Raw genomic sequence first — 20,774 nt, 5'->3', positions numbered from 1 at the left:
CAAACGGAGATAAGGACGAACAGCGATGCAAGTGAACCTTCTTTACCGCCCGTCCCAGTCGCTCGCGCAGTGCTGGCTGCAGAACGGCGAGTCCGTGGTCGCCGAGAGCGGGGCGATGGTCGGCATGTCGACCAACGTCCAGATGCAGACGCAGTCCGGCGGCCTCATGAAGGGCCTGAAGCGGCTCTTCGGCGGCGAGTCGTTCTTCCGCAACACGTTCACCGCGCAAGGCGGCCAGGGCGAGGTCCTCTTCGCCACGCCGCTCTGCGGGGACATGGCGGTGCTCGAAGCCGGCCACAAGCAGTGGTGCATCCAGAACAGCGCCTACGTCGCTTCGAGTCCCTCGGTCGACGTGAAGACGAAGAGCGGCGGCTTCAAGGGCATGTTCTCGGGCGCGGGTCTTTTCACGCTCGAAACGTCGGGCATGGGCCAGGTCATCATCGGCACGTTCGGCGCGCTCGAGCAGGTGCAGGTCGACGGCAGCATGGTGATCGACACGGGCCACCTCGCCGCGTGGGAGTCGACGCTCCAGTACAAGGTCGGCAAGAGCGGAGCCGGCTGGATCGCCTCGTTCCTCTCGGGCGAGGGGCTCGTTTGCCACTTCGAGGGGCAGGGCACCGTGTACCTGCAGTCCCGCAACGCCGCCGAGTACGGCTCGGCGATCGGCGCTCTCTTGCCACCGCGCGAGCAGTGAAGAGGTCCTAACCGTGCGACACGAGATCCGTCACAACCCCGACTTCGGCCTGGTCCAGGTCTACTTCGACCAACCCGGCGAGCAGATCATCACCGAGAGCGGCGCGATGGTCGCGCGCGACACGGGCATCGAGATGAAGACGAGCTTGCAGGGCGGCATCGGCGGTGCCCTCAAGCGCAAGCTCCTCGGCGGCGAGAGCCTCTTCCAGAACACGTTCACGGCGACGGCGCCGGGGCAGAGCATGTGGTTCGCGCCCGCGCCCGAGGGCGCGATCGTGTGCATCACGATGCAGCCGGGCATGGAGCTCTTCCTGCAATCCGGCGCCTACCTCGCCTCCACGCCGGGCGTCACGCTCGACACGAAGTGGCAAGGCGCGAAGGGCTTCTTCTCGGGCGGCCTCTTCCTCATCCGCGCGTACGGCCAGGGTTATCTCTGGTTCAACTGCTACGGCGGCGCGCACGTGCTCGACATCGGCCAGCAGTACTACGGCTACATCTGCGACAACACGCACATGGTCGCGTTCACGCAGGGCCTCCAGTACAACATCAGCAAGGTCGGCGGCTTGAAGAGCCTCTTCCTCGGTGGTGAAGGCCTCGTGTGCAACTTCCAGGGTCAGGGCCGCCTCTGGCTCCAGACGCGCAACCCGAGCTCGCTCGCATCCTTCCTGCACCCGTATCGCCCGGTCAAAGCCAAATCGGGTTGAACGTGCGCGCGACGAGGCCCGAGAACACGATGGTCTCGTCGCGCACCTCGCCCGAGAACCCCTTTCCCCCGTCCACAAACGAGCATTGCGTTCGGCGGGGATCCATCGGTAAAGTACCTCTATCCGTCGAGCCACGCCTCGCGGCAACCCGTCTATGTGGAAGCTAACGATCGAGGACGACGAGGGGAAACAGACCGTACTCCCTCTCGCCCACGACGAGTACGGGCTCGGACGCGGCGAAGGTAACTCGATTCGCCTGACCGACCGCAACGTCTCGCGTAAACACGCGCAGCTCAAGCGGAACGGCCAGGGATGGTCGATCTCCGATCCGTCGAGCTACAACGGGACCTTCGTCAACGGCGTCCGTGTCGTCGGGGAACAGGCGATCAACGGCGGCGACGTCATCCAGCTCGGGGACTACCGGATCGAGCTGGTCGACGAGTCGAAGGTCGTTCCGACCCCGGACCCGACCGCGCAGCAAGGCGCGCTCGCGCAGGTGCCGGTCCATCAGAGGCCGAACCGCCTGGTCGTGGTCGTCGGGCCAAACCCGGGCGCCGAGTACCCGCTCGATCGCGAGCACTTCACGATCGGCCGCGCCGAAGAGGCGACGATCTCGATCAACCACAGCTCCGTCAGCCGCCTGCACGCCGAGCTCATCGCGCTCGGCAACGGCCGCTACGAGATCATCGACAAGGGCAGCGCGAACGGCATCCGCATCAACGGCGTGGAGCTGAAGCGCGGCATCCTCGAGGCGGGCGACGCGCTCGAGCTCGGCGACGTGCGCCTGCGCTTCGTTGGCGCGGGCAAGATCTTCCGCGCCGGCATGGGCCTCGGCGTCGACGGCCAGGCCATGCGGCCGATGGGCTCGTTCGACAACGTCGCGACGAGCGTGGGCACGCCCGCGCCGCCGCCGCGTGGCCCGAGCCTCGGCAAGCTCATCGGCATCGGCGCGGTCGTGGGCCTCGGGGTGATCGGCGTGATCGTCGGGATGACGCGGACCACGACCACGACCACGACGAACACCGTCGAGACGCCGGAGATGAGCGCCTTCGAGGCGCAAGTCCTGAAGGAAGCCAAGGAGCTCGTCGACGCGAAGGATTTCGATCGCGCGCACACGAAGCTCCAGGCCATCAACGACAACTCCCCCGTCCGCGAGAGCCAGCCGTTCAAGGACATCGAGTCGAAGTGGGCCGACTGGATGTTCAGCAAGGCCGATCAGCTCGAGGACGTCACCGAGAAGAAGCGCATCCTGCAGCAGATCGCCTCGACGCCGAGCGTGAGCGCGGATCAGCGCAAGAAGGCCGCCGATCAGCTCCACGCCCTCGCCGGCCCCGAGCCGACGGCACCCACGCCGAACAACGGCGGCGGCGTGTACGTCCCGCCAAACAACGGCGGCGGGAGCTTCAACGGCGGCGGCACCACGGGCAGCACGGGCACTGCGCCGGTGAAGTCGTCGGAGCCGGCGGCGCCGACGCAGACCGCGCCGCCTCCGCCCGGACAGTTCGACGAGGCCGCGATCCGCAAGGGCCTCGAGCCGAAGGTCTGGTCCGGCAAGGCGAGCGAAGCGGACATCAAGATGCTCATCGCGATCTGCAGGCACCAGCGCGACACGGCCTGCAAGGACCGCGCAATCGCGATGCTCAAGCAAAAGCAGGGCGGCTGAGCACGCGCCGATGACCGGTCGTCGTCGGCGCCGCGCGGCACAAGCCTCGCCGCGCGCACAAGCCAAGAAGTCCCCCCCGAACGCACGAGCGCCCGAGGCGACGCCGAAGGCGGCCCCTGCGCCGCAGGAAGCGCCGCCAAAGGCGCCGCAGGCCAAGGACGCCCCGCAGGCCAAGGACGCGCCCCGCGTCGCGCCTTCGCCCCCGGAGGCGGCAGCGCGGCCCGCCACGACGACCGACGAACCCGAGGCGCCGCGCATCAACGGACTGCACTCGCAGGCCGCGATCGCGCTCATGACGCTCGCCACGCTCGTGGCCATCCCCTACTTCTCCCCGTCGCTCGCGCGCCTGCGCCTGCTCACGCCGTTGCCCGAGGGCGCAGGCCTCGTCGCGGTGTCGCCCGCGCCCGAGCCCACGGCCTCCGTCGGCGAGACGGCGCTCGCGATGGAAACGACGGAGCAGGCCGAGCTGCGCCAGCCCGAGGAGGTCGCGCTCCCGCCCGCCGCAGCCGAGATCGTGCCCGCGGCGAGCACCACCGAGACTGGAAAACCCCCGCGATCAATCGAGGATCCCTCGGGCCACGCGCTCGCCGCGTTTTACGGCCGTCTCGCCGCCGTCGAGCGCAAGGAGCCAAAGGCGATCGCGCGCGTCACCTACTTCGGCGACTCGATCGTCGCGAGCGACTTCGTCACGGCGACGCTGCGCCGCAAGCTCCAGCGCCGCTTCGGCGACGCGGGCCATGGCTTCATGCTCATGGCGAACGCCTGGCCCGGCTACTTCCACAACGACGTCGTGCGCTTCGCGGCGCCTGGCTGGCAAGTCAGTCGCGTCGTCGGCCCCTACGCGAAGGACGGCTTTTACGGCCTCGGCGGCGTGTCGTTCCGCGCGCAGGGCAAGGGCGCGTTCTCGCGCTTCTCGACCACGAAGACCGGCACCTTCGGCCGCGCCGTCTCGCGCTTCGCCGTGAGTTACCTCGAGCATGAAGGCGGCGCGCCGATGACCGTGAGCATCGACGGCGCGCCGCGCGAGACCATCGACACGCGCGCGGAGGCGTCGGCGTCGCGGCATCGCGTCTACGAGGTCCCCGACGGCCCGCACGAGCTCGAAGTGCGCGCCGAGGGGCCCGGCGTGCGCGCGTTCGGCGTGACCATGGAGCGCGACGTTCCCGGCGCCGTGCTCGACGCGATCGGCATCCAGGGCTGCCGCATCCGCTTCCTCGACAAGAGCGACGACGCGCATTTCGCCGAGCAATTGAAGACACGTGATCCTGCGCTGACCGTCTTCCAGTACGGCATGAACGAGAGCGAGGACGGCGAGCTCTTCCCGCTCGATCAGTACGAGTCCACGATGAAGGCCGTGCTCGTGCAGGTACGCGCGGCGCTGCCGCAGGGCTCGTGCTTGCTCATCGGGCCGATGGATCGCGCCGACAAGAAGGGCTCGGGCTACTCGAGCCGCCCCGTCGTGCCGAAGCTCGCGGCGATCCAGCGCAAGGTCGCGGCCGAGGTCGGCTGCGGATACTGGGACACGCTGAGCGCGATGGGTGGGCTCGGCTCGATGGGCGTGTGGGTGCAGCGTGGCCTCGGCGGGGCCGATCTCGCGCACCCGTCGAGCGCCGGCGCCGAGGTGCTCGGCGGCTGGATCTACCTCGCGTTGATGGAAGGCTACGAGGCCTTCCTCGCGCGGGGCGGCGGACGCGCGGCGCCTCGCTGAGCGAGCTACCGCGCGCTGCTCGGCCCCGAGGCCGGGTACGGGCCGGATCCGCCGCGCGGCGGATCGAGCCACTTGAGGCAGACGACCCGCAAGCCGCGGCTCGGCACGTTCTCCATCTCGACGTGGCTCATCATGCGCGCCACGGCGCCGAGCCCGACGCCGAGCCCCTGCCCGCTGCGCCTTTGCGTGCCCGGTTCGAGCCTGCGCCCCTCGGAAAAACCGTCCTCGAACACGCTCGCGGGGTTGTCGATGCCGGGGCCCGCGTCCTCGACGACGATACGGATGCCGAGACGCGGCTCGGTCACCGTCGAGAGCGCGAGCGTGCCTTGCCCCGCGAACTTGGCGACGTTCGAGACGAGCTCGGCGATGCAGATCGCAACCTCGCCCTGGGCCTTGGCGTCGAAGCCGATCACGGCGGCGTACCTTCGCCCCTCGGCGGCGCACCAGAAGCGGTCGTGCTCGTTGCCGATGTCGAACGAGAGCGGCTCGGGCACGATCGCGGGCACCTTCGACATCAGCGATCCAGGTAGCGCACGACCACGCACGTCGCGTCGTCGTGGGATTTGCGATAGCCCTCGAGGACCGAGCGAGCGATTGCCGTGGCGCTCTGGTGTTTGACCTGATCGATGTCGAAGCTGCCGGAGATGCCGTCCGTGTAGAGCGCGAACATGTCGCCGTGCACGAGGCCGTAACGGAAGATCCGCACGTGGCGAATGCCACGGCCGAGCACGCCGCGCGCGGGCAGCGGCTGGATCTTCTCCTTGCTCCACGAGCGGAGCGCGACGTTGCCGACGCCTGCGACGTCGAGCGTCGCCGTCTGCATGTCGACGCGAGCGAGCATCACCGCGGCGCCGCGCGTGCTGGCCACGGCCCTGTCGGCGCCGCGCAGGAGCATCTCGAGCGGCTCTTCGGCGTGCTCTTCGATGTACTTGCAAAGCGTCGAGGCGGCGAGCGCCGCGTGGGGGCCGTGGCCGAGGCCGTCGGCGACGAGGATAAGCGTGCGGGGCTTTCGCTCCAGGATGAGGTGTGCGTCGCCGCAGACGGTTTCCCCATCTGCGGGGCGCTCTGCCGTGCCTATATCCACGGGCTACTCGGCGTACTTTCGGATGCGGACCGTGGTGCCGAGGCCGGGATGCGTGTCGAGCTCGAACTCGTCGACGAGCCGCTTGGTGCCGCGGAGGCCCGCGCCCATACCCCATTTCGAGCGATAGGCGCCGCTGAGGATCAGCGCCGGATCGGAGATCCCAGGCCCTTGATCGCGGGCCACGACCTCGATGCCGCGCTTCTTACCTTCGATCCGCCGGATCCGGATTTCGCCGGTCCCTGCGTACTGGAAGATGTTGCGCGCGAGTTCGGAGACGGCCGTCGCGACCTTCGTCTGGACGACCTCGGAGAACCCGAGCTGCTTGGCCATGTCCTTGCCGAGCGTGCGGGCACGAACGACGTCGTGCTCGGCGCGGATCGGGACGCTGATGCCATCGGGGCGCGACTCGGCCTGCTGCGGCTGGGACTCCATGGGGATCGATGGAGCGTTCTCCACGGCCACGAGCGCGAGCAGACTCTTGCAGTTCTGGAGCTTCTCCGGCTCCTGCAAGAAGATGTTCAAGCCCGGACCGAGCTGCTGGACGAGCTGCGGGATCTCGGAGCGCACCAGCACCTCGAGCCTCACGTTCGCTCGTCTGGCGGCGGACGTGAGGAGCGACCGGCTCGTCGGCTCCGAGAGGTACCGCCGCAAGATGGCGAGGATTTCCCCCGCGACCTCGTTCATCGATCGCGCCTCCTCCTCCACCGCGTCGTCCGAGAGACGATGGTCACGCCTCGCCCTCCCACTCGTCCCCTTCGCCGGCGAGGTCGTGCGGCAGCCCCTCGGGCTGGAGTGAATCGAGCAGCGCGAGCGCGCGATCGAGGTTCAGCGCCGTGCGCACGCCGGGCAGCTCCATGCCCATCTCGACGAGCGTCATCGCGACGGCGGGCCGGAGGCCGCAGACCACGGTCTCCACGCCCATCAGCCTCGCCATGACCGCGAGGTCACGCAGGCTGCGCGTGATGTAGCTGTCGAGCACGTCGACGCCGGAGACGTCCACGACGAGCCCGCGCGCGTCACCCTTCTCGCAAGCGGCCGCGACGTCTTGCTGCAGCCGATCCACCACGGTGTCCGAAAGCGCGGTCTGGATCGATACGATCAACTTTCCAGACAGGCGTACGATCGGGATCCGCTGCGTTTCCATCATCATGACCATCGGGCCCTCCTGGCCTCGCCCTCGCTCACCGCGTTCTGCCCGGTATCCTCGGCATCGAGCCACCGCAGACAGTAGCGAAGCCCGTGCTTCAAATTTCGCAACGTCTCGAGCTGGCCGAAGTTGACGTCGAGATCGACCAACGTTTGCGCGACCGCGGGCCGGATACCGGTCAGCACGCAACGCGCGCCGATCAGCCCGACGGCCTTGACCAGCTTCATGAAGTGATCGGCGGTCGAGGTGTCGATCACCTCGACGCCCGTGAGATCGATGATGACGAATCGCGACTGACTGCGCACGATCTCGTCGAGCAGCCGCTCCATCATCTCGGCGCTGCGCCGTGAATCGACCACGCCGATCACGGGGAGCGCGAGCACGTCCTCCCAGAGCGTCAGGATCGGGGTCGAGAGCTCCTGCACGGCCATCCTGAGCCGCGCGATGAGCTCCGACTTCTCCGACTCGCTGGCGACGAGCTCCTTGTTGCGCAGCGCGACCTCTTCCTCGAAGTTCTTGCGCGCCTCGCTGTCGATGAACACCGAAACCGCGCCCGTCTGCTTGCCGGAAGCGTCGCGCAGCGGCGCCGCGTGGACCTCGAGCCACACGCCGTCGGGCACGTTGCCGTTGCGGAAGAAGAGCTCGGCCGTCCGGACGGACTCGCCGCGGAGCGCGCGCGTGTGCGGCAGCTCCTCCAGCGAATAAGGCGTGTTCTTGTCGGCGTGCAGGTAGATGGCGCCTTCGCCCCACTCTTCCACGGGCGGAGCCGTGGGCGCCGTCTCGGGGACCCCGAGGAGCCGATCGGCCTCGGGGTTGCCCATGGTCACGTTGCCTTCGTGGTCCGTCGCCCACACCGCGACCGGGAGCTGCCGGAAGAGCGTGCGCAGGGCCTCGTTCTCCGTGCGCAGGGCGGCTTCGGAGCGCTCACGCTCCTCGAGCTTCTGCTGAAGGGCCGCCAATTCGGCCTTCAGCCGCTCGATCTCCGAACCTTGGTTACCCTCTTCCAAACTCGCCTCCGACGGAGCCGACGACGCACGCGCAGACGCTCAGGATATACACGAACCGCAATCGGAAGACGACTGCTGCCGGCACGTGCACGCGAAAAGGATCTTCGCCGTCACGGCGAGCTGTGGGAAACCGCACCCGAACACAAGTTCGCCCCAAACAAGGGAACGAGTACGGGAAACGATCCGCGGAAGAAGACGAAGAAGCGTCAACTGATCGCCGCTTTCGTCCACGTCGTCCTCTTCGATAGCGCGCGCCGACGCGCTGGGGCCGCCGGAAAACTGCTACGCTGTTCCGATCGTGCTCTGCGCGTTGCGGCTAAAATCCGCGCTTGCGCAGCTCGGCCACCACGTCGGCGTAGAAGACTTTGTGCTTCCAGCCGTTGCCGATGCCGGCCGAGTCGCCGAAGAGCTGGCCGACCTCGTCGAGGTGATCGACGGGCAAGCAGCCCCAAAACTCGCCGCGCTTCGAATCGACGACGCGCACGAGCCCGTCGTTCGGATACGGATCGCCGAAGCCTCCGTCGAGGATCGTCTCGAAGACCGAGAGCAGCGGATCCACCGTGTCGAGCTTTCCTTGCCACTCGGCGATGAACGGCAGCGAGACGTCGGCGTCGCAGATGTCGCCGCCGAGGTGCAGGTCCGTGCGGCCCGCGATCGAGGCGTAAAACACGCCGGGCTCGTCCAGGTGCGCCTTGTTGAAGGCGGTGATCCCGGGCTGGCTGAAGAGCTCGAGGGGCTTCCATACGTTCGTCTGCTCGCCGAACTCGTCGTAGAGCGGCGCGCCGATGATCTCGAGCAGATCACTCACGACGTCCTGCGCGGCCGGATCACTCACGAGATCGAGCGCGATGTCCGCGACGCGCGATCCGCCGTGGGGCGTCGCCACCGTGACCACGCTGGCCACGAGGTCGGGTCGGAGATTCGCCGCGACGCGGGCGTCGAGCCCGCCCTGCGAGTGGCCGATGATGTTGACCTTCTCGTGGCCGGTGATCGCGAGGATCTGCTCGATGTGCTCGACGAGCTGCGCGCCGCGAAAGTCCGAGGTGTTGAACGGATCGACCGCCGGCGTGAACACGAGGACCTCGCCCTGCGACGCGAGGTGATCTTTGACCTCGTAGAAATAGGTCGCGAAACCGGCCCCAGCGAAATCTTCGAACCCAAAGAATCCGTGCGAGAGCACGATCGGATAGGGCGGCCCGAGCTTCACCTCGCCCCCGCCCGAGCCGCCTTCGCCGCTGGAACTCGATGACGACACGGACGACGCCCCGCCCGAGCCGCCCACGCCCACGCCCGTGAGCACGCCGCCGCTCCCCCCGTGGCCACCGGACAGAAGCCCGCTCGACGTGGTTTCTCCGCTCGAACCACACGCGGCGGCGAGGCCCATCAAAACGAGCGCGCACGTTGGCCACGCGTGCGCGGCGAGCATCCGGTCGAGCAAGCGCATATCCATCCCTCCGAAGGCGTGAGAAGGCGGCACGAACAGCGTCGAACGACGATCTCGTCGCGTCAAGGATGCGCGCCCCTGGGAAGACGCGCTTCCACCCCGGCGACGCACCGACTTTGCGCCCCGACGCACCGGACGTTCGGATAGCTTGGAGCGTATGCACGTGTCCTTCCCCGCCCCCACGCGCCGCCGCGCTTGGTGTTCCGTCCTCGGCGCCGCCTCGCTCACGATCGCCCTCTCCGGCTGCGGCGGATCGGCCGAGCCCGCGAAAGACGCGTCCCAAGAGAAGCCCGCGCCCAAGGCCGACGTCGGCGACGGCCTCGATGCGCCGAAGGAGGCGCCCGTCGCGTTCCCCACGGCGTGCGCGAACGAGGGCTCGGACCTCTGCGTGCCTCCGAGCGCGTTCGTGCAACGCCTCTGCGCCGCGGGGATGCCGGAGATGGCGCTCGCCCTGTTCGGCAAGGGGACGCCATGGGTGCGCGGATATCTGGCCCGCGCGACCGAGGCGTGGGACGCCTCCGGAGGGCCGTCTGCGAGCAGCAAGCTCGAGTTCGAGGAGGAGGTGATCATCCTCGTGAAGCGAACGCCGAACACCGGCGGCATGGTCGTGAGCGGCGCGAGCGGCGGCAGCTACGACGTGCTGCGCTGGAACGGGAGCTGCGCCTCGCTCCAGGCCGAGGAGATCCGGATGCGCGTGCCGCCCGAGCCGCTCCACGCCGAGATCCCGTGGCGCAAGCTCGACGACGACGTGCAGCAAGCGCTGCTCGAGGACGAGAAGATCGCGACCCGCGCCGCCGAGCACAAGAAGGAGTGCAAAGGTATGTCGGCGGGTCAGGCGAACCCGAAGTGCGAGAAGGCGCAAAAGGCGCTGGGGAAGGCGATCGTGGCGTTCGTGCGCCGCGGGGGCGCGCTTCCGCCGCCGCCGAAGTTGCCGTGAATGACGACGGGGAGGCTTTCATGTCGAGGCTCGTGAACGTGCTTGGGATCGCGGCGATGACGCTCCTCGCTGCACTGTCGATCGGCTGCCGGCAGGACGACGATCCGGACGGCGCCGACGAGCTCTGGACGCGGATAAAGGACGCGAAGTACCGCACGTGGGAGCGCGCGCCGGGCTACGAGACGCGGAAAAGTTCGAGCGCGCGGCACGGGACGTCGGTGGAGATTTTCATGAACGACGTGGTCGCGGGCGCACTCCTTGGCCCGAAGATCACGGCATGGCCCGACGGCGCGCTCCTCGTGAAGGACGGCTTCGACGACGACGGCAGCCCGCACATCGTGGCCGCGATGGAGAAGCGCGGGGGCGCGTGGTTCTTCGTGGAATGGAGCCCCGAGGGGGAGTCGCTTTACTCGGGCGCGCCGTCGATCTGCACCGATTGCCACGCCGTCGGCGCGGACATGGTGCGCGCGTTCGACTTCCCGCCGTGAGCCGCGGCGCACCGCACGAATTTGTTCTGAACACGTAGCGGTTTGTCCGATAGTGGGACGCCGGACGGACCGGCCACAGGTTCTGGGGTTTGTCCCATGAAACGAACACGCTGGATGTCGATGGTGACGCTCGCGACGGCGGCCTTGCTCGTCGCGTGCGGAGACGAGGGGCCCGAAGGATCGGGCACGACGAGCTCGAGCAACAGCGGCCCAGGATCGGGCGGAGCCGGCGGCATCGGCGGCACGGGCGGTTCGGGCGGGACCGGTGGCGTCGGCGGGACCGGAGGTTCGGGCGGGATCGGTGGTTCGGGCGGCCAAGGCGGCGCGGGTGGCGCAGGGGGAAGCGGCGGCGCGGGCGGCATCGGCGGCGCAGGGGGAGCCGGCGGCGCGGGCGGAATCGGGGGCGCAGGGGGAGCCGGCGGCGCGGGCGGTTCGGGCGGCGCGAGCGCGGTCTGCGGAGATGGCGCCGTCGAGAGCGCGGAGGGCTGCGACGACGGCAACACCACGGCATCCGACGGGTGCGACGATCAGTGCGTCGTCGAGCCCGGATTCGTCTGCGCCGGCGCGCCAAGCACGTGCAGCACGCTCTGCGGCGACGGCATTCCCGCGGGCGCCGAGGCCTGCGACGACGGCAACATGGCCCCGAACGACGGCTGCGACAGCACGTGCGCCGTCGATCTTGGTTGGACCTGCAACGGTATGCCAAGCGCCTGCGCGACGAGCTGCGGCGACGGCATTCCTGCAGGCGCCGAGGCCTGCGACGACGCGAACCCCGTGCCGAACGACGGCTGCGACGCGTGCGCCCTGGTCCCCGGCTGGACCTGCACGGGCGCGCCGAGCGCGTGCGCGACCACCTGCGGCGACGGCATCTCCGCGGGGAGCGAGGCCTGCGACGACGGCAATACCGCGGCGAGCGACGGCTGCAGCGAAGCCTGCGTGATCGAGGCTGGATGGACCTGCACGGGCAGCGCGCCGAGCGCATGCGCCGGCATCTGCGGTGACGGGCAAAAGGTCGGCGCGGAGAGCTGCGACGACGGCAACGCCGCGGCGAACGACGGCTGCAGCGACACCTGCGCCGCCGAGCCCGGCTGGACCTGCACGGGCACGCCGAGCGCGTGCGCGACGAGCTGCGGCGACGGCATCGCCGCGGGGAGCGAGGCCTGCGACGACGGCAACACCGCGACCGACGACGGCTGCCTGCCCTCCTGCCAGGCGCCCTCGGGCGACTCCTGCGCCCAGCCCCTCACGCAAGCCAACGCGCTCGTCATCGGCAACCTGCACCGATGGTCCCTCGCTGAGGCCAGCGTCACGACGACCGACGGCGCGTTCGCCTGCGACCCGAACGGCATCGGCCCGGACGCGGTCATCAAGTACGTGAAGACGTCCCCGGACCTCGCGAACGGCGGCAAACTCCTGCACGTCGAGGCGCGCACCCCGCAGACCACCGCGAGCGCGCTGCTCGACATCGAGATCATGAGCGGCACGTGCGACCCCACGCTCGCCGTGTCGGAGAAATGCCTCTGGTATAAGCAGATGTGGGGCGCCAACGTCGACGGCCCACCCGGCACCTATTTCGTTTGGATCGCAAAGAATGCCACCGGCACCCCCTTCCCGCCCGTCACGGTGACGATCGAGGAGATCGATCCCGCGGCCGCAGAAGGCGAGGGCTGCTTCGCGCCGTACACGACGGCGAGCGCGAACTACACGCCCCCCGCGCAGCCCGAAGACCCGCACGTCTGGGCGCTCCCCGACACCGTGAACGCCTTCGACATGGCCGCGACCTGGGGCGAGCCGGGCTCGATCTCGTGCGACAACCACACCACCTACGGCGACATCCACGGCGTCGACGCGGTCATCGAGTACGACAAATCCTCGCCCACGAGCATCCTGCAGGTCGAGGTCGAGAACCTCGATCCGGTCCTCACGCAGAGCGCGCTCAACGTCGAGGTCCTGAACGAGTGTGATCCCGAGTCACCGACGAAGGTCTCGTACAACTGCCGCGCGAACGCCGACACGCACAACATCACGATGCCCGCGCCCCAGGGCCCGCTCTACGTCTGGGTGAGCACCGAGGCGACGAGCCAGGACTTCAACGGCGCGACCGTGAAGATCCGCGAGATCAACCCCGGCCCCGGCGAGAGCTGGGGGACGGCGGAGCCCCTCCTCACGGCAGGCACGGTCCCCATCAACCCGACCTCGACGATGCGGCTCGATCCGCCGAGCTGCTTCTCCGCCGGCGTGAACGTGCACTGGTACGTCTACACCGTGCAGAACGGCGCCCTGGCCCTGCAAGGGGATCCCGTGGGCACGATCGCGCTCTTCGACGCAAGCAACCAGCAGATCTTCTGCGGTCCGTCGAGCCCGCTCGCGAGCCTCGGCGGCGTCTACCCGCCGGGCACGAAGTTCTACGTCGCGGTCCCCGTGGGCGGCACCATCACGTCGCTCGCGATCACGGACATCGTCTACAGCGGCGTGAAGACGCCGGTTCCGCTGGGCGTCACGTTCCCCTCGACGGCGTCGTCGACCTACGGCATGGCGGTGAGCGGCACGGAGATCTTCGTCGGCGGCACGAGCAAGGTCTTCCAGTTCCCGATCGCAGGCGGCGCGCAAGCCGTCCAGCGAGGCACGGCCGACGGCCTCACGACGACGCATCTCGGCTACGATCTCACGTTCGCGAACGGCCAGCTCTTCAGCGTCGACAGCACGACGACGACCAGCGCGAGCCGCCTCTTCCGCATCCTGAACGGCACGACGTGGGGTCCCACGACCTGGGATCTCACGCCCTCGTACCCCGCGAGCTCGGGCTCCTACGCGGTCACGTTCGACGGGACGAACCTGCTGCTCGCGACGCAAAACACGTCGGGGAAGACAGACTTCTACTCGTTCTCGCCGACGGCGCCGAGCGCGCCCGTGCACCTCGGGACGAACACGAGCGTCGACTACGTGGTGGGCCTCGCGGCCGACACGCAGTTCGTCTACGTGGCAGGAAGAACCGTGGGCACGTCGAGCGAAGGCGTCTACCGCATCCCACGCGCGTCCTTCACGAGCGCGGCGACGAAGCTCGCGACGATCGACACGAGCACGCTCTGCACGAACGTGGAGATCGACGACCTCGTCACGCCGCAGCACCTCTACGTGCGATCGAACGGCGGGTTCATCCACGCGGTCGTGGATCCGGCAGGCCCTTCGTTCACGCACATCCCGAGCATCTCGACGCTCGGCGACACGACGGACTTCGCGATGACGTTCGACCGAGCGACGAAGACGCTCTACTTCGTGGAGACAGCGACGGTCGCGAACGGCGCGGTCTGGAAGCTCCAGTGATCCGCGCCTCGCTCCCGTGCGGCTACTTGCTCTCTTCGGGCTTGAAGTCGGGCGGGAGCGCGGCGCCCTCGCCGAAGAAGTACTTCTCGCACTCGGTCATCCAGATGCGCTGACCGTGCTCACTCATGAGGTCGAGGCGAAACTCGTTGATGAGCATCTTCGAGTGCTCGAGCCACATCCTCCACGCCTGCTTGGAGACGTTATCGAACACGCGCTGGCCAAGGGCCCCCTTGAAGGGCGGCTTCTCCAGCCCTTCCGCCTCCTGACCGAGCTTCACGCACTGCACCATCCTCGACATGTCGACCTCGCTGGGAAGAGCCCTGACCCGGCCAAGTGCGCCCGTCCGGCGCCACCCTGGGGGCCCCTCTCCGTCTAGTCGAGCCCCGAAAGGTCGTCGAGGGGCGCGCCGAACCGACGAAGACGTTGACGGCCCCGGTCGCGAGCCCCAAACACGACGGAAGCCTCGCAAAAGGAGGCCGGGGTCGGGGCGCGAGCCGAGCTCGCCCGAGCGAAACCCCTAGGGCGCCCAACGGAGGGGTTGACGTCAAAGGGTGGTGTCCTATGCTTTCGTGGCTCGGACCTCTCGAAGGTCCGAGGTCACCACGAGGGGGCGATCGGCTTCGACGTGGGGACCGAAGGTTCATCTGCGTGCTGGCGGCTCCTGCACCGCCTATCAAGCGGGACGTTATACGTGCGAACGACAACGCATACGCTCTCGCGGCCTAAGAACCGACGATAGCCGCCCGACGGAGAGATCGTCCTGGTATCCGAAGGGTGTCAACCACGAGGGCTGGACCGCGCGAGGGTGCCCTCGATAGCGTGGTCGAGAACAGCGAGGGATAGGTCGCGGCCGAATCCGCGGACCCAGTCGCAGGGGATACGGCGACTACGCACGTGAACGAAGGTGAACTGTAGGCCTTGCGGACCCGGGTTCGATTCCCGGCGCCTCCACTCAATTTCTTCGGGAAACCTCGCTATTTTTGCTTCAGCCTCCGCTCATGTGCCGTGTATGTGCCGTGAGCTTGCACGGCGCCCTCGTCGGGCGTCGGGGGACCGTCGAGGAGCTTGACGGCACCACGGCGGACGTCCGGGGACAGGTGCGCGTAGCGCATCGTCATCTCGATCGTCGCGTGGCCGAGGAGCTCCTGGATCGCCTTGAGGGCGACCCCCTTCATGGCGAGGTGGCTCGCGAAGGTGTGACGGAGCACGTGCCAGCCGATCCGACGTAGGTCGGCGCGACGGCACGCTCGCCAGAGCGGGTGCTTGCACTCGCCCTTCTTCAGCATGCGGCCATCCTCTGCGCAGAAGACGAGCGGTCCGCGGAGGTGGCGGAATGCCTTGAGGATGCGGAGCACCTCCTCCCCGAGCGGCACTTCCCTGCCCTTTCCGTTCTTCGGAGTTCCGACGATGCCATCGACGACGGAGCGGCGAACGAGCAGCCGCCCGGCCGCAAGGTCGACGTCCTCCCACCGAAGCGCGAGGAGCTCGCCCTGCTGCAGGCCCACGACGATCATCGTGTGCCATAACGACAAGTCCGCTGCGCTGACGAGCCTGGCGGCCTCCTCGAACCTCAGGAAATCGAAAGGCTGTTCCGGAACGCGAAGCCAACGAATGACTGGCACCGTCCGGAGCTTCCCCCATTCCACGGCCAGCGCGAGCAGCCGACGCAGAACTGTGAGGTGGTTGTTCACCGATTTCGGTGACAATCCCTCCCTGAGCTTTCGGGCCTTGTAGGTCTCGACCTCCTTCGGTCCGATTGCATCGAGGCGCAGCTTGCCGAATGCAGGCACGAGATGCACCCGGAGGATTGCATCCTTCGACCGCACCTCGCTCGGCTTATTGTTGTTTTCGCGTACGTCGCGAGGAACTCCCCGGCGAATGCCTCGAACCGCGGGGCCTCCTCCACCCCCTCCTTCTCGACCTTGGAGGAGCCCATGAGCAGCTCGGCGCGCAGGTCGCGCTCGTACTGCTCGGCGGCCTGCTTGTTCTGGACCGGGGCGACCCTCCGCCCCCGCTCCCGCCGGCCGTCCTTGTGCTCCACCATCACGTCGATCATCCAGCATTCCTTGGTCACGCCCGTCTCCGGATCGCGCCACTTTCTACGTCTCACGCTCATCGTGAACCTCTCGAGCGCGAGACGTGACCTTGACCCTCACGTCGGTGTGCGCGCCGAGCCCGGACCCGTTCCCCGGCAACCGCTGCTACACGCCGTGCACCTCGGTGAACGATTGTTTCCATCCGGGCGCCCCTGCGACCAAGGACGCCGACAACTTCGCCTGCATCGATGGGATGTGCCGGGACGTGGGTTGTGGCTCCGACCAAGAATGCATCAATGCCCTCGGCGAGCCCGACCTGGTGTGCGCGAAGTTCGCCGACCACCTCTTGAAGATTTGCGTACGCAAGTGCAGCGTCGCAGCCGATTGCGTGACCCTGGGCGCGCCGCCGACGCGCGACGAAGACAACTTCGTCTGCACGAACGGCCTGTGCAAGCCCACGGGGTGCAACGCGGATCTGGAGTGCAACGCGACCGGGGATCCGATTCCGTTCGTGTGCCGGTGACGCCTCGGTCGTTCGTCGCGGGAGGCGCGCCGGGCCGCGCCCGCTGTGACCTACCGGAACTCCGCCGGCACGGAGCGGCCGAGCTTGCGATATTCGCCCGCGAGGCCGCAAACGACATCCGCCATCTCGATGGGCCTTTTCTCCTCGCGCGCCAGCACGGCCGCCGTCAGCACCACGTTGCGGATGTGCCCGCCCGATAGATCCACCGCGGCCGCCAGGCGATTCAGGTCCCGCGGCGCGATCCGGTGCGCCCCGCCGAGGTGCGCGAGCCAGAGCGCGCGCCGCTCCTCCGGCCCCGGCAGCGGGAACTCGATGATCGCGTCGAGCCGGCGCGCGAACGCCGCGTCGAGCCGGCTCTTCGCATTGCTCGTGAGGATGGCGATCCCGTCGAACGACTCGATGCGCTGCAGGAGGTAATTCGTCTGCGCATTGGCGAACCTGTCGTTCGCGTCGCGGACGTCGGTGCGCTTGCCGAAGAGCGCGTCGGCCTCGTCGAACAGCAACACCACCTCCGTCTCCTCCGCGCGCGCGAAGAGCTGCGCGAGGTTTTTCTCGGTCTCGCCGATGTATTTGCTCGTGACGGACGCGAGATCGACGCGGAACAGCGGCAACGCGAGTTGCGTGGCGATCCAGGCCGCCGCCAGCGTCTTTCCCGTGCCGGACGGCCCGATGAAGAGCGCCCGCAGGCCCGCCTGATAACGCGCGCGCGCCGAAGGACCGAGCCCCTCGGCGAGCTCGTCGCGGCTGCGGCATCGAAGCAAGAGGACGCGCAGCTCCGTGCGTAATGCCTCCCCGAGCACGAGCGCGTCGTCGCCGATGGAGTCCGCGATCGGCTGCGCCAGCGCGCCGAGCCCGCCGCCTTCGCTCGTCCGGCTTGCCGCGAGCACGTCCTCTTCGAGTGGTTTTTCCCGACCGCACAGCGTCGCGTGGTGACGGGCGATGCGGCCTATCTCGGCGATGCGCCCGGCCCGGTGGCGGTGCGTGATCGCGAGCTTCTGCGCGAGCTCGTCCCCGCCGATCGCATCCCTCCAGAGCGGCTCGCGCTCGGCCCGCGAGGGCCGCGCCGGCGTGAATTCGAGCGGCGAGAGCTCGCGCCCGTCGATATGGCCGTCGGACCCGCAGAGGACGAGGACTGGGCCTCCGTAATGGGCGATCACCGGTATCTGCTTGCGCTCGCCGGGCGCGAGATCGAAGCAGAACACGGGCAAGAGCCGCCTCGAAAAGAGCCACGGCCCGAGCCCCGCGGTCCGGTCCGTCTCGACGAACGCCGCGCGGCCCCCGAGCTCCGCGGCGATCACGGTCGCGATCGTGCGCCCCTCCGCGCCCGGCGACGCGCGAAGGACGAGCGCGCGCCGCGCCGGCCCTGCCGCCGCGAGCGCCCGCGCGTGTGACCGCGCCTCCTCATGCAGCGACGGGTGCAGCGGGACGGCGGACAACCGGCCGAGGCCGATCATCGTTCCGGGAAAAACCTGATCTCGCCCCGCGAACGCGAGGACGAGCGGCAAAGGCACCACGAGCGCCCGCTCCGGCAGCGGCGCGGCCTCGTCGCGCAGCTCGAGCAGCCCACTCGAGAGCGCCGCGCCCGTGAGGATGATGTCCAGCGCGCGCGCACCCTCGCTCGTCGCCTCGGCGAACGCCTCTGCGACGAGCCCGAGCGTCGGCCTCGCCGTGTCCGCGCGCCCGAGCGCGTGCGCGACGAGCCGCCCCACCAGTGGATCCTCGTCGACCGCGGCAGCGAGCGCGATCGTGAGCGCCTCGACCAGCGACGAACCGAGCGCTCGCGAGAGATCGAGCAGCGGTCGATCGGCCGGCGCCGGTGCTTCGAGGTACGCGGCGAGCGAAGTCCTCCACGAGCCCGTCGGCGCGACGGCCGCCGTGAGATGATTCCGCAAGACCGTGGCCTCGACTCCCGCGTTCACGTTGCCCGAGAGCGTCGTCCGCGCCACGGCCGCGAGCGCGAAGGTTCGGAGCGACAACCCCGAGGTCGTCGTCGCCGTCGGCTGGGAAACGAGGAGCTGGTCCGAGGTGGTGGATTTGCTCATCGCAGATCTCGTGGAGTTCGTCAGGGCGTGATGCTTGCGAGGCTCGAGGGCTCGGCGCCGATGTCGAACGTGACCGAGAGGCCGGGCGGCTCCGTCGAACGAAAATGAACCTCGAAAGCGGCCGCGCGCTCGACGTTCAGCGCTCCGGCGATCGCGCCGAGGCGCGTGCCGAGCGCGGGCAGAGGGTCGAACGTCGTCCACACCTTGACCACGTCCTCGATCGGGACCGCACGGTACTCGACGCCGACCTCGCGCGAGAGCCCCTCCGGGCTCGCCACGAGCCGCGCGGAAATGGCCCTTCCGGGCGCCGCGAGCGCGCCGTACGTCTTGACGAACCACCTCCGCTGCGGCTCGGTGACGCCGAGGGCGCGCATCACGCCCTCGACGCGCCTCGCGCCGTCGTCGAGCGGCCGATCGGCGCGCAGGACGAACGCCATCCGGCCATGGCGACCCCGGGGATCCATTTCATCGGACACGGCGTCGGCGCTCGTCTTCCAATGGGCGCCGAGATCGAGCAGCGAAGAGGCGGCCCCCGTGGACAAACCCGCGCAACCACCGCCGAGCAGCATGCCAAGCGCGGTCGCGAGGCTGAATCCCCCCGGCGTGCTCCTCTTTTCGATCGCGAGCGAAACCCCCTCGTCGTCGAGCCCGATCGTGACCGCGACGGGTCCGCCGTGCTCTTCGAGCCCGCTCGTCGCGGGCGGCGAAACATCACCGCCGGCCCCGATCGCCGCGAAGAGATCGCCGAGCCGCTCGCCGAACCCGCTCCCGTCCGCCGGATCGCCGCGCGTGACGAGGGCGATCGACGCGAGCCCGGACGCGACGCGTACGGCAAAGCAGCGCTCGAGCTCGGGCGCGAGCGCGACGAGCGCGGGCACGATCGGCCGCACATCGAGGCCGATGCTCGTGGCGGCGAGGGAGAAGCGGGCCGCGCGCTCGCCGGCTCGCTCGATGGAGGTCACGTTCGACGGGGACATGTGGAGATCTCCGAGGCCCATTCATTCCACGTCTGGGCGCCTGCCCGCGGTGGTGATAGAGGAGCGTACATGCTCTCTCCGAACGATCGCGACGCGTGGCTCGAGCTCTTGTTGCGTGATGTGGCCGAATTCAACGCGCAGAGGGAAAAGCTCGCGCCCGGAGTACGCATCAATCTTCGGGGCGCGGATCTCGCGGGGCGCGATCTCGCGGCCGCTCGCCTTTCCGGGGTGGATCTGACGGGAGCGCGGCTCGCCGGCGCGCGCGTGCGCGCCATGTTGCTCACGATGTCGAGGCTCGAGGGCGCCGATCTCACGGGCCTCCGGGCGGCCGACGACGATCCGGGCCAGCTCGAGCGCGTCGAGCTCCTCCGCCTCCTCTGGGACGACATCGATGCATTCAATCGCCGCCGCCCCGAGATTCTGCACTTCGTCCTCGTCGATCTCTCGGGCGCGAACCTCGCCGGGGCCGACCTGCACGAGATGGAGCTCGGCAAGGCCAGGCTCTCGGACGCCGATCTCTCGGGGGCGAACCTCGATGATGTGGGGCTCTCGGGCGCGAACCTCGAAAGGGTACGCTGCACGGGCACCGTCATCCGCTACGCCAATTTCACGAAGGCTCGCCTCACGGGCGCCGATTTCACGGGCTCCGAGCTCCTCCGCATCGACATGGACGACGCGCTCGTCGACGCCGCGACGTTCGAGCGGACGAAGATCGTGGGCTCGGGGCTCCAGCGCATCGCCGGTCGAGGCGCCTCGTTCCGCGGCTCTTCGTGGAGCCAGATCGCCCCCATTCTCGCCGCGCTTCCGGAAGCCGATTTCACGGGCGCCACGCTCGAGAGCGTCGAGTTCCTCGAGACCAACCTCCGCGGCGCTCGATTCACGAACGCCACGATGCGCGCCGTCACGTTCCGGCGCGCGAAGCTCGAAGGCGCCCACCTCGACGCCCTCGGCGGCGAGCCGCCCGTCTTCGAGGACGTCACCGGGAGGTGACGACGAG

General features: G+C 68.8%; 20 protein-coding genes and 1 other RNA gene. 10 read left to right on the top strand and 11 right to left on the bottom strand.

Annotation, left to right across the window (positions count from 1 at the left end; all coding sequences use genetic code 11):
- The first annotated feature begins 25 nt into the window (after positions 1-25).
- A complete protein-coding gene (locus KEG57_RS17300) occupies positions 26-694 on the top strand; it encodes a TIGR00266 family protein (RefSeq protein ID WP_272420728.1) in 669 nt (222 codons plus the stop codon).
- Between the two features lie 13 nt (positions 695-707).
- Positions 708-1,397 carry a TIGR00266 family protein gene (locus tag KEG57_RS17295; RefSeq protein WP_272420727.1) on the top strand — a complete coding sequence of 230 codons (690 nt, stop codon included), beginning with the start codon at positions 708-710 and terminating at the stop codon, positions 1,395-1,397.
- Here the strand turns inward: KEG57_RS17295 and KEG57_RS17290 are convergent.
- Positions 1,378-1,503, bottom strand: a complete 126-nt coding sequence (locus tag KEG57_RS17290; RefSeq protein ID WP_272420725.1) for a hypothetical protein — start codon at positions 1,501-1,503, stop codon at positions 1,378-1,380. The two genes, KEG57_RS17295 and KEG57_RS17290, sit on opposite strands and share 20 nt — an antisense overlap.
- A gap of 48 nt (positions 1,504-1,551) precedes the next feature.
- On the opposite strand from KEG57_RS17290, the gene KEG57_RS17285 reads away from it, so the two are divergent.
- Complete coding sequence (locus KEG57_RS17285; RefSeq protein ID WP_272420723.1) at positions 1,552-3,060, top strand: FHA domain-containing protein; 1,509 nt, start codon at positions 1,552-1,554, stop codon at positions 3,058-3,060.
- A 10-nt stretch (positions 3,061-3,070) separates the two neighbouring features.
- Positions 3,071-4,768 carry an SGNH/GDSL hydrolase family protein gene (locus KEG57_RS17280; protein WP_272420722.1) on the top strand — a complete coding sequence of 566 codons (1,698 nt, stop codon included), beginning with the start codon at positions 3,071-3,073 and terminating at the stop codon, positions 4,766-4,768.
- A gap of 5 nt (positions 4,769-4,773) precedes the next feature.
- Here KEG57_RS17280 and KEG57_RS17275 read toward each other — a convergent pair whose 3' ends face one another.
- The 6 genes from KEG57_RS17275 to KEG57_RS17250 all read right to left on the bottom strand — a co-directional run bounded on the left by KEG57_RS17275 (position 4,774) and on the right by KEG57_RS17250 (position 9,450).
- Positions 4,774-5,283, bottom strand: a complete 510-nt coding sequence (locus KEG57_RS17275; protein WP_272420720.1) for an ATP-binding protein — start codon at positions 5,281-5,283, stop codon at positions 4,774-4,776.
- A complete protein-coding gene (locus tag KEG57_RS17270; RefSeq protein ID WP_272420719.1) occupies positions 5,283-5,852 on the bottom strand; it encodes a SpoIIE family protein phosphatase in 570 nt (189 codons plus the stop codon). Before KEG57_RS17270 ends, KEG57_RS17275 begins: the two co-directional genes overlap by 1 nt.
- Positions 5,853-5,855: 3 nt before the next feature.
- A complete protein-coding gene (locus KEG57_RS17265) occupies positions 5,856-6,536 on the bottom strand; it encodes an anti-sigma regulatory factor (RefSeq protein WP_272420717.1) in 681 nt (226 codons plus the stop codon).
- A gap of 43 nt (positions 6,537-6,579) precedes the next feature.
- Positions 6,580-7,008 carry an STAS domain-containing protein gene (locus KEG57_RS17260; protein WP_272458633.1) on the bottom strand — a complete coding sequence of 143 codons (429 nt, stop codon included), beginning with the start codon at positions 7,006-7,008 and terminating at the stop codon, positions 6,580-6,582.
- Positions 6,999-8,006: an STAS domain-containing protein gene (locus KEG57_RS17255; RefSeq protein WP_272458632.1), complete on the bottom strand. Its 1,008-nt coding sequence runs from the start codon at positions 8,004-8,006 to the stop codon at positions 6,999-7,001. Before KEG57_RS17255 ends, KEG57_RS17260 begins: the two co-directional genes overlap by 10 nt.
- 316 nt (positions 8,007-8,322) lie before the next feature.
- Entirely contained in the window at positions 8,323-9,450 is a 1,128-nt protein-coding gene (locus KEG57_RS17250; protein WP_272420712.1) for an esterase/lipase family protein, read from the bottom strand.
- Between the two features lie 163 nt (positions 9,451-9,613).
- Between KEG57_RS17250 and KEG57_RS17245 the strand changes: the two genes are divergently transcribed.
- The 3 genes from KEG57_RS17245 to KEG57_RS17235 all read left to right on the top strand — a co-directional run bounded on the left by KEG57_RS17245 (position 9,614) and on the right by KEG57_RS17235 (position 14,199).
- Positions 9,614-10,387 carry a hypothetical protein gene (locus tag KEG57_RS17245; RefSeq protein ID WP_272420710.1) on the top strand — a complete coding sequence of 258 codons (774 nt, stop codon included), beginning with the start codon at positions 9,614-9,616 and terminating at the stop codon, positions 10,385-10,387.
- Between the two features lie 20 nt (positions 10,388-10,407).
- Entirely contained in the window at positions 10,408-10,875 is a 468-nt protein-coding gene (locus tag KEG57_RS17240) for a hypothetical protein (protein ID WP_272420707.1), read from the top strand.
- Between the two features lie 96 nt (positions 10,876-10,971).
- Complete coding sequence (locus KEG57_RS17235) at positions 10,972-14,199, top strand: DUF4215 domain-containing protein (protein ID WP_272420706.1); 3,228 nt, start codon at positions 10,972-10,974, stop codon at positions 14,197-14,199.
- 22 nt (positions 14,200-14,221) lie between these two features.
- On the opposite strand, the gene KEG57_RS17230 is transcribed toward KEG57_RS17235, so the two are convergent.
- The gene (locus KEG57_RS17230) at positions 14,222-14,497 is read right to left on the bottom strand and encodes an oxidative damage protection protein (RefSeq protein WP_272420704.1); all 276 of its coding nucleotides are present in this window, start codon (positions 14,495-14,497) and stop codon (positions 14,222-14,224) included.
- Positions 14,498-14,805: 308 nt separating this feature from the next.
- On the opposite strand from KEG57_RS17230, the gene ssrA reads away from it, so the two are divergent.
- Positions 14,806-15,153: a transfer-messenger RNA gene (ssrA, locus tag KEG57_RS17225) on the top strand.
- A 20-nt stretch (positions 15,154-15,173) separates the two neighbouring features.
- Here ssrA and KEG57_RS17220 read toward each other — a convergent pair.
- Positions 15,174-16,025: a tyrosine-type recombinase/integrase gene (locus KEG57_RS17220; RefSeq protein ID WP_308215630.1), complete on the bottom strand. Its 852-nt coding sequence runs from the start codon at positions 16,023-16,025 to the stop codon at positions 15,174-15,176.
- A gap of 319 nt (positions 16,026-16,344) precedes the next feature.
- Between KEG57_RS17220 and KEG57_RS17215 the strand changes: the two genes are divergently transcribed.
- Positions 16,345-16,758: a DUF7478 domain-containing protein gene (locus tag KEG57_RS17215; RefSeq protein WP_272420702.1), complete on the top strand. Its 414-nt coding sequence runs from the start codon at positions 16,345-16,347 to the stop codon at positions 16,756-16,758.
- 50 nt (positions 16,759-16,808) lie between these two features.
- On the opposite strand, the gene KEG57_RS17210 is transcribed toward KEG57_RS17215, so the two are convergent.
- The gene (locus KEG57_RS17210; RefSeq protein ID WP_272420700.1) at positions 16,809-18,800 is read right to left on the bottom strand and encodes an ATP-binding protein; all 1,992 of its coding nucleotides are present in this window, start codon (positions 18,798-18,800) and stop codon (positions 16,809-16,811) included.
- Positions 18,801-18,820: 20 nt separating this feature from the next.
- Positions 18,821-19,777 carry a hypothetical protein gene (locus KEG57_RS17205; RefSeq protein ID WP_272420698.1) on the bottom strand — a complete coding sequence of 319 codons (957 nt, stop codon included), beginning with the start codon at positions 19,775-19,777 and terminating at the stop codon, positions 18,821-18,823.
- Positions 19,778-19,846: 69 nt separating this feature from the next.
- Here KEG57_RS17205 and KEG57_RS17200 point away from each other — a divergent pair, with 69 nt between their 5' ends.
- Positions 19,847-20,767 (top strand): pentapeptide repeat-containing protein, encoded by a 921-nt coding sequence (locus KEG57_RS17200; RefSeq protein ID WP_272420697.1) that lies wholly within the window; start codon positions 19,847-19,849, stop codon positions 20,765-20,767.
- Positions 20,768-20,774 lie beyond the last annotated feature (7 nt).

This window comes from Polyangium jinanense, assembly GCF_028435365.1.
The sequence above is the reverse complement of the archived record's forward strand: the minus strand, read 5'-3'. Positions and strand labels throughout refer to the sequence as shown.

What these genes read in the sequence shown, in the direction of transcription:
- KEG57_RS17260 (WP_272458633.1), bottom strand. Translation starts at nt 7,008, where the DNA reads ATGGTCATGATGATGGAAACGCAGCGGATCCCGATCGTACGCCTGTCT.
- KEG57_RS17280 (WP_272420722.1), top strand. Translation starts at nt 3,071, where the DNA reads ATGACCGGTCGTCGTCGGCGCCGCGCGGCACAAGCCTCGCCGCGCGCA.
- KEG57_RS17275 (WP_272420720.1), bottom strand. Translation starts at nt 5,283, where the DNA reads ATGTCGAAGGTGCCCGCGATCGTGCCCGAGCCGCTCTCGTTCGACATC.
- KEG57_RS17200 (WP_272420697.1), top strand. Translation starts at nt 19,847, where the DNA reads ATGCTCTCTCCGAACGATCGCGACGCGTGGCTCGAGCTCTTGTTGCGT.
- KEG57_RS17250 (WP_272420712.1), bottom strand. Translation starts at nt 9,450, where the DNA reads ATGCGCTTGCTCGACCGGATGCTCGCCGCGCACGCGTGGCCAACGTGC.
- KEG57_RS17290 (WP_272420725.1), bottom strand. Translation starts at nt 1,503, where the DNA reads ATGGATCCCCGCCGAACGCAATGCTCGTTTGTGGACGGGGGAAAGGGG.
- KEG57_RS17235 (WP_272420706.1), top strand. Translation starts at nt 10,972, where the DNA reads ATGAAACGAACACGCTGGATGTCGATGGTGACGCTCGCGACGGCGGCC.
- KEG57_RS17265 (WP_272420717.1), bottom strand. Translation starts at nt 6,536, where the DNA reads ATGAACGAGGTCGCGGGGGAAATCCTCGCCATCTTGCGGCGGTACCTC.
- KEG57_RS17210 (WP_272420700.1), bottom strand. Translation starts at nt 18,800, where the DNA reads ATGAGCAAATCCACCACCTCGGACCAGCTCCTCGTTTCCCAGCCGACG.
- KEG57_RS17240 (WP_272420707.1), top strand. Translation starts at nt 10,408, where the DNA reads ATGTCGAGGCTCGTGAACGTGCTTGGGATCGCGGCGATGACGCTCCTC.
- KEG57_RS17285 (WP_272420723.1), top strand. Translation starts at nt 1,552, where the DNA reads ATGTGGAAGCTAACGATCGAGGACGACGAGGGGAAACAGACCGTACTC.
- KEG57_RS17300 (WP_272420728.1), top strand. Translation starts at nt 26, where the DNA reads ATGCAAGTGAACCTTCTTTACCGCCCGTCCCAGTCGCTCGCGCAGTGC.
- KEG57_RS17205 (WP_272420698.1), bottom strand. Translation starts at nt 19,777, where the DNA reads ATGTCCCCGTCGAACGTGACCTCCATCGAGCGAGCCGGCGAGCGCGCG.
- KEG57_RS17230 (WP_272420704.1), bottom strand. Translation starts at nt 14,497, where the DNA reads ATGTCGAGGATGGTGCAGTGCGTGAAGCTCGGTCAGGAGGCGGAAGGG.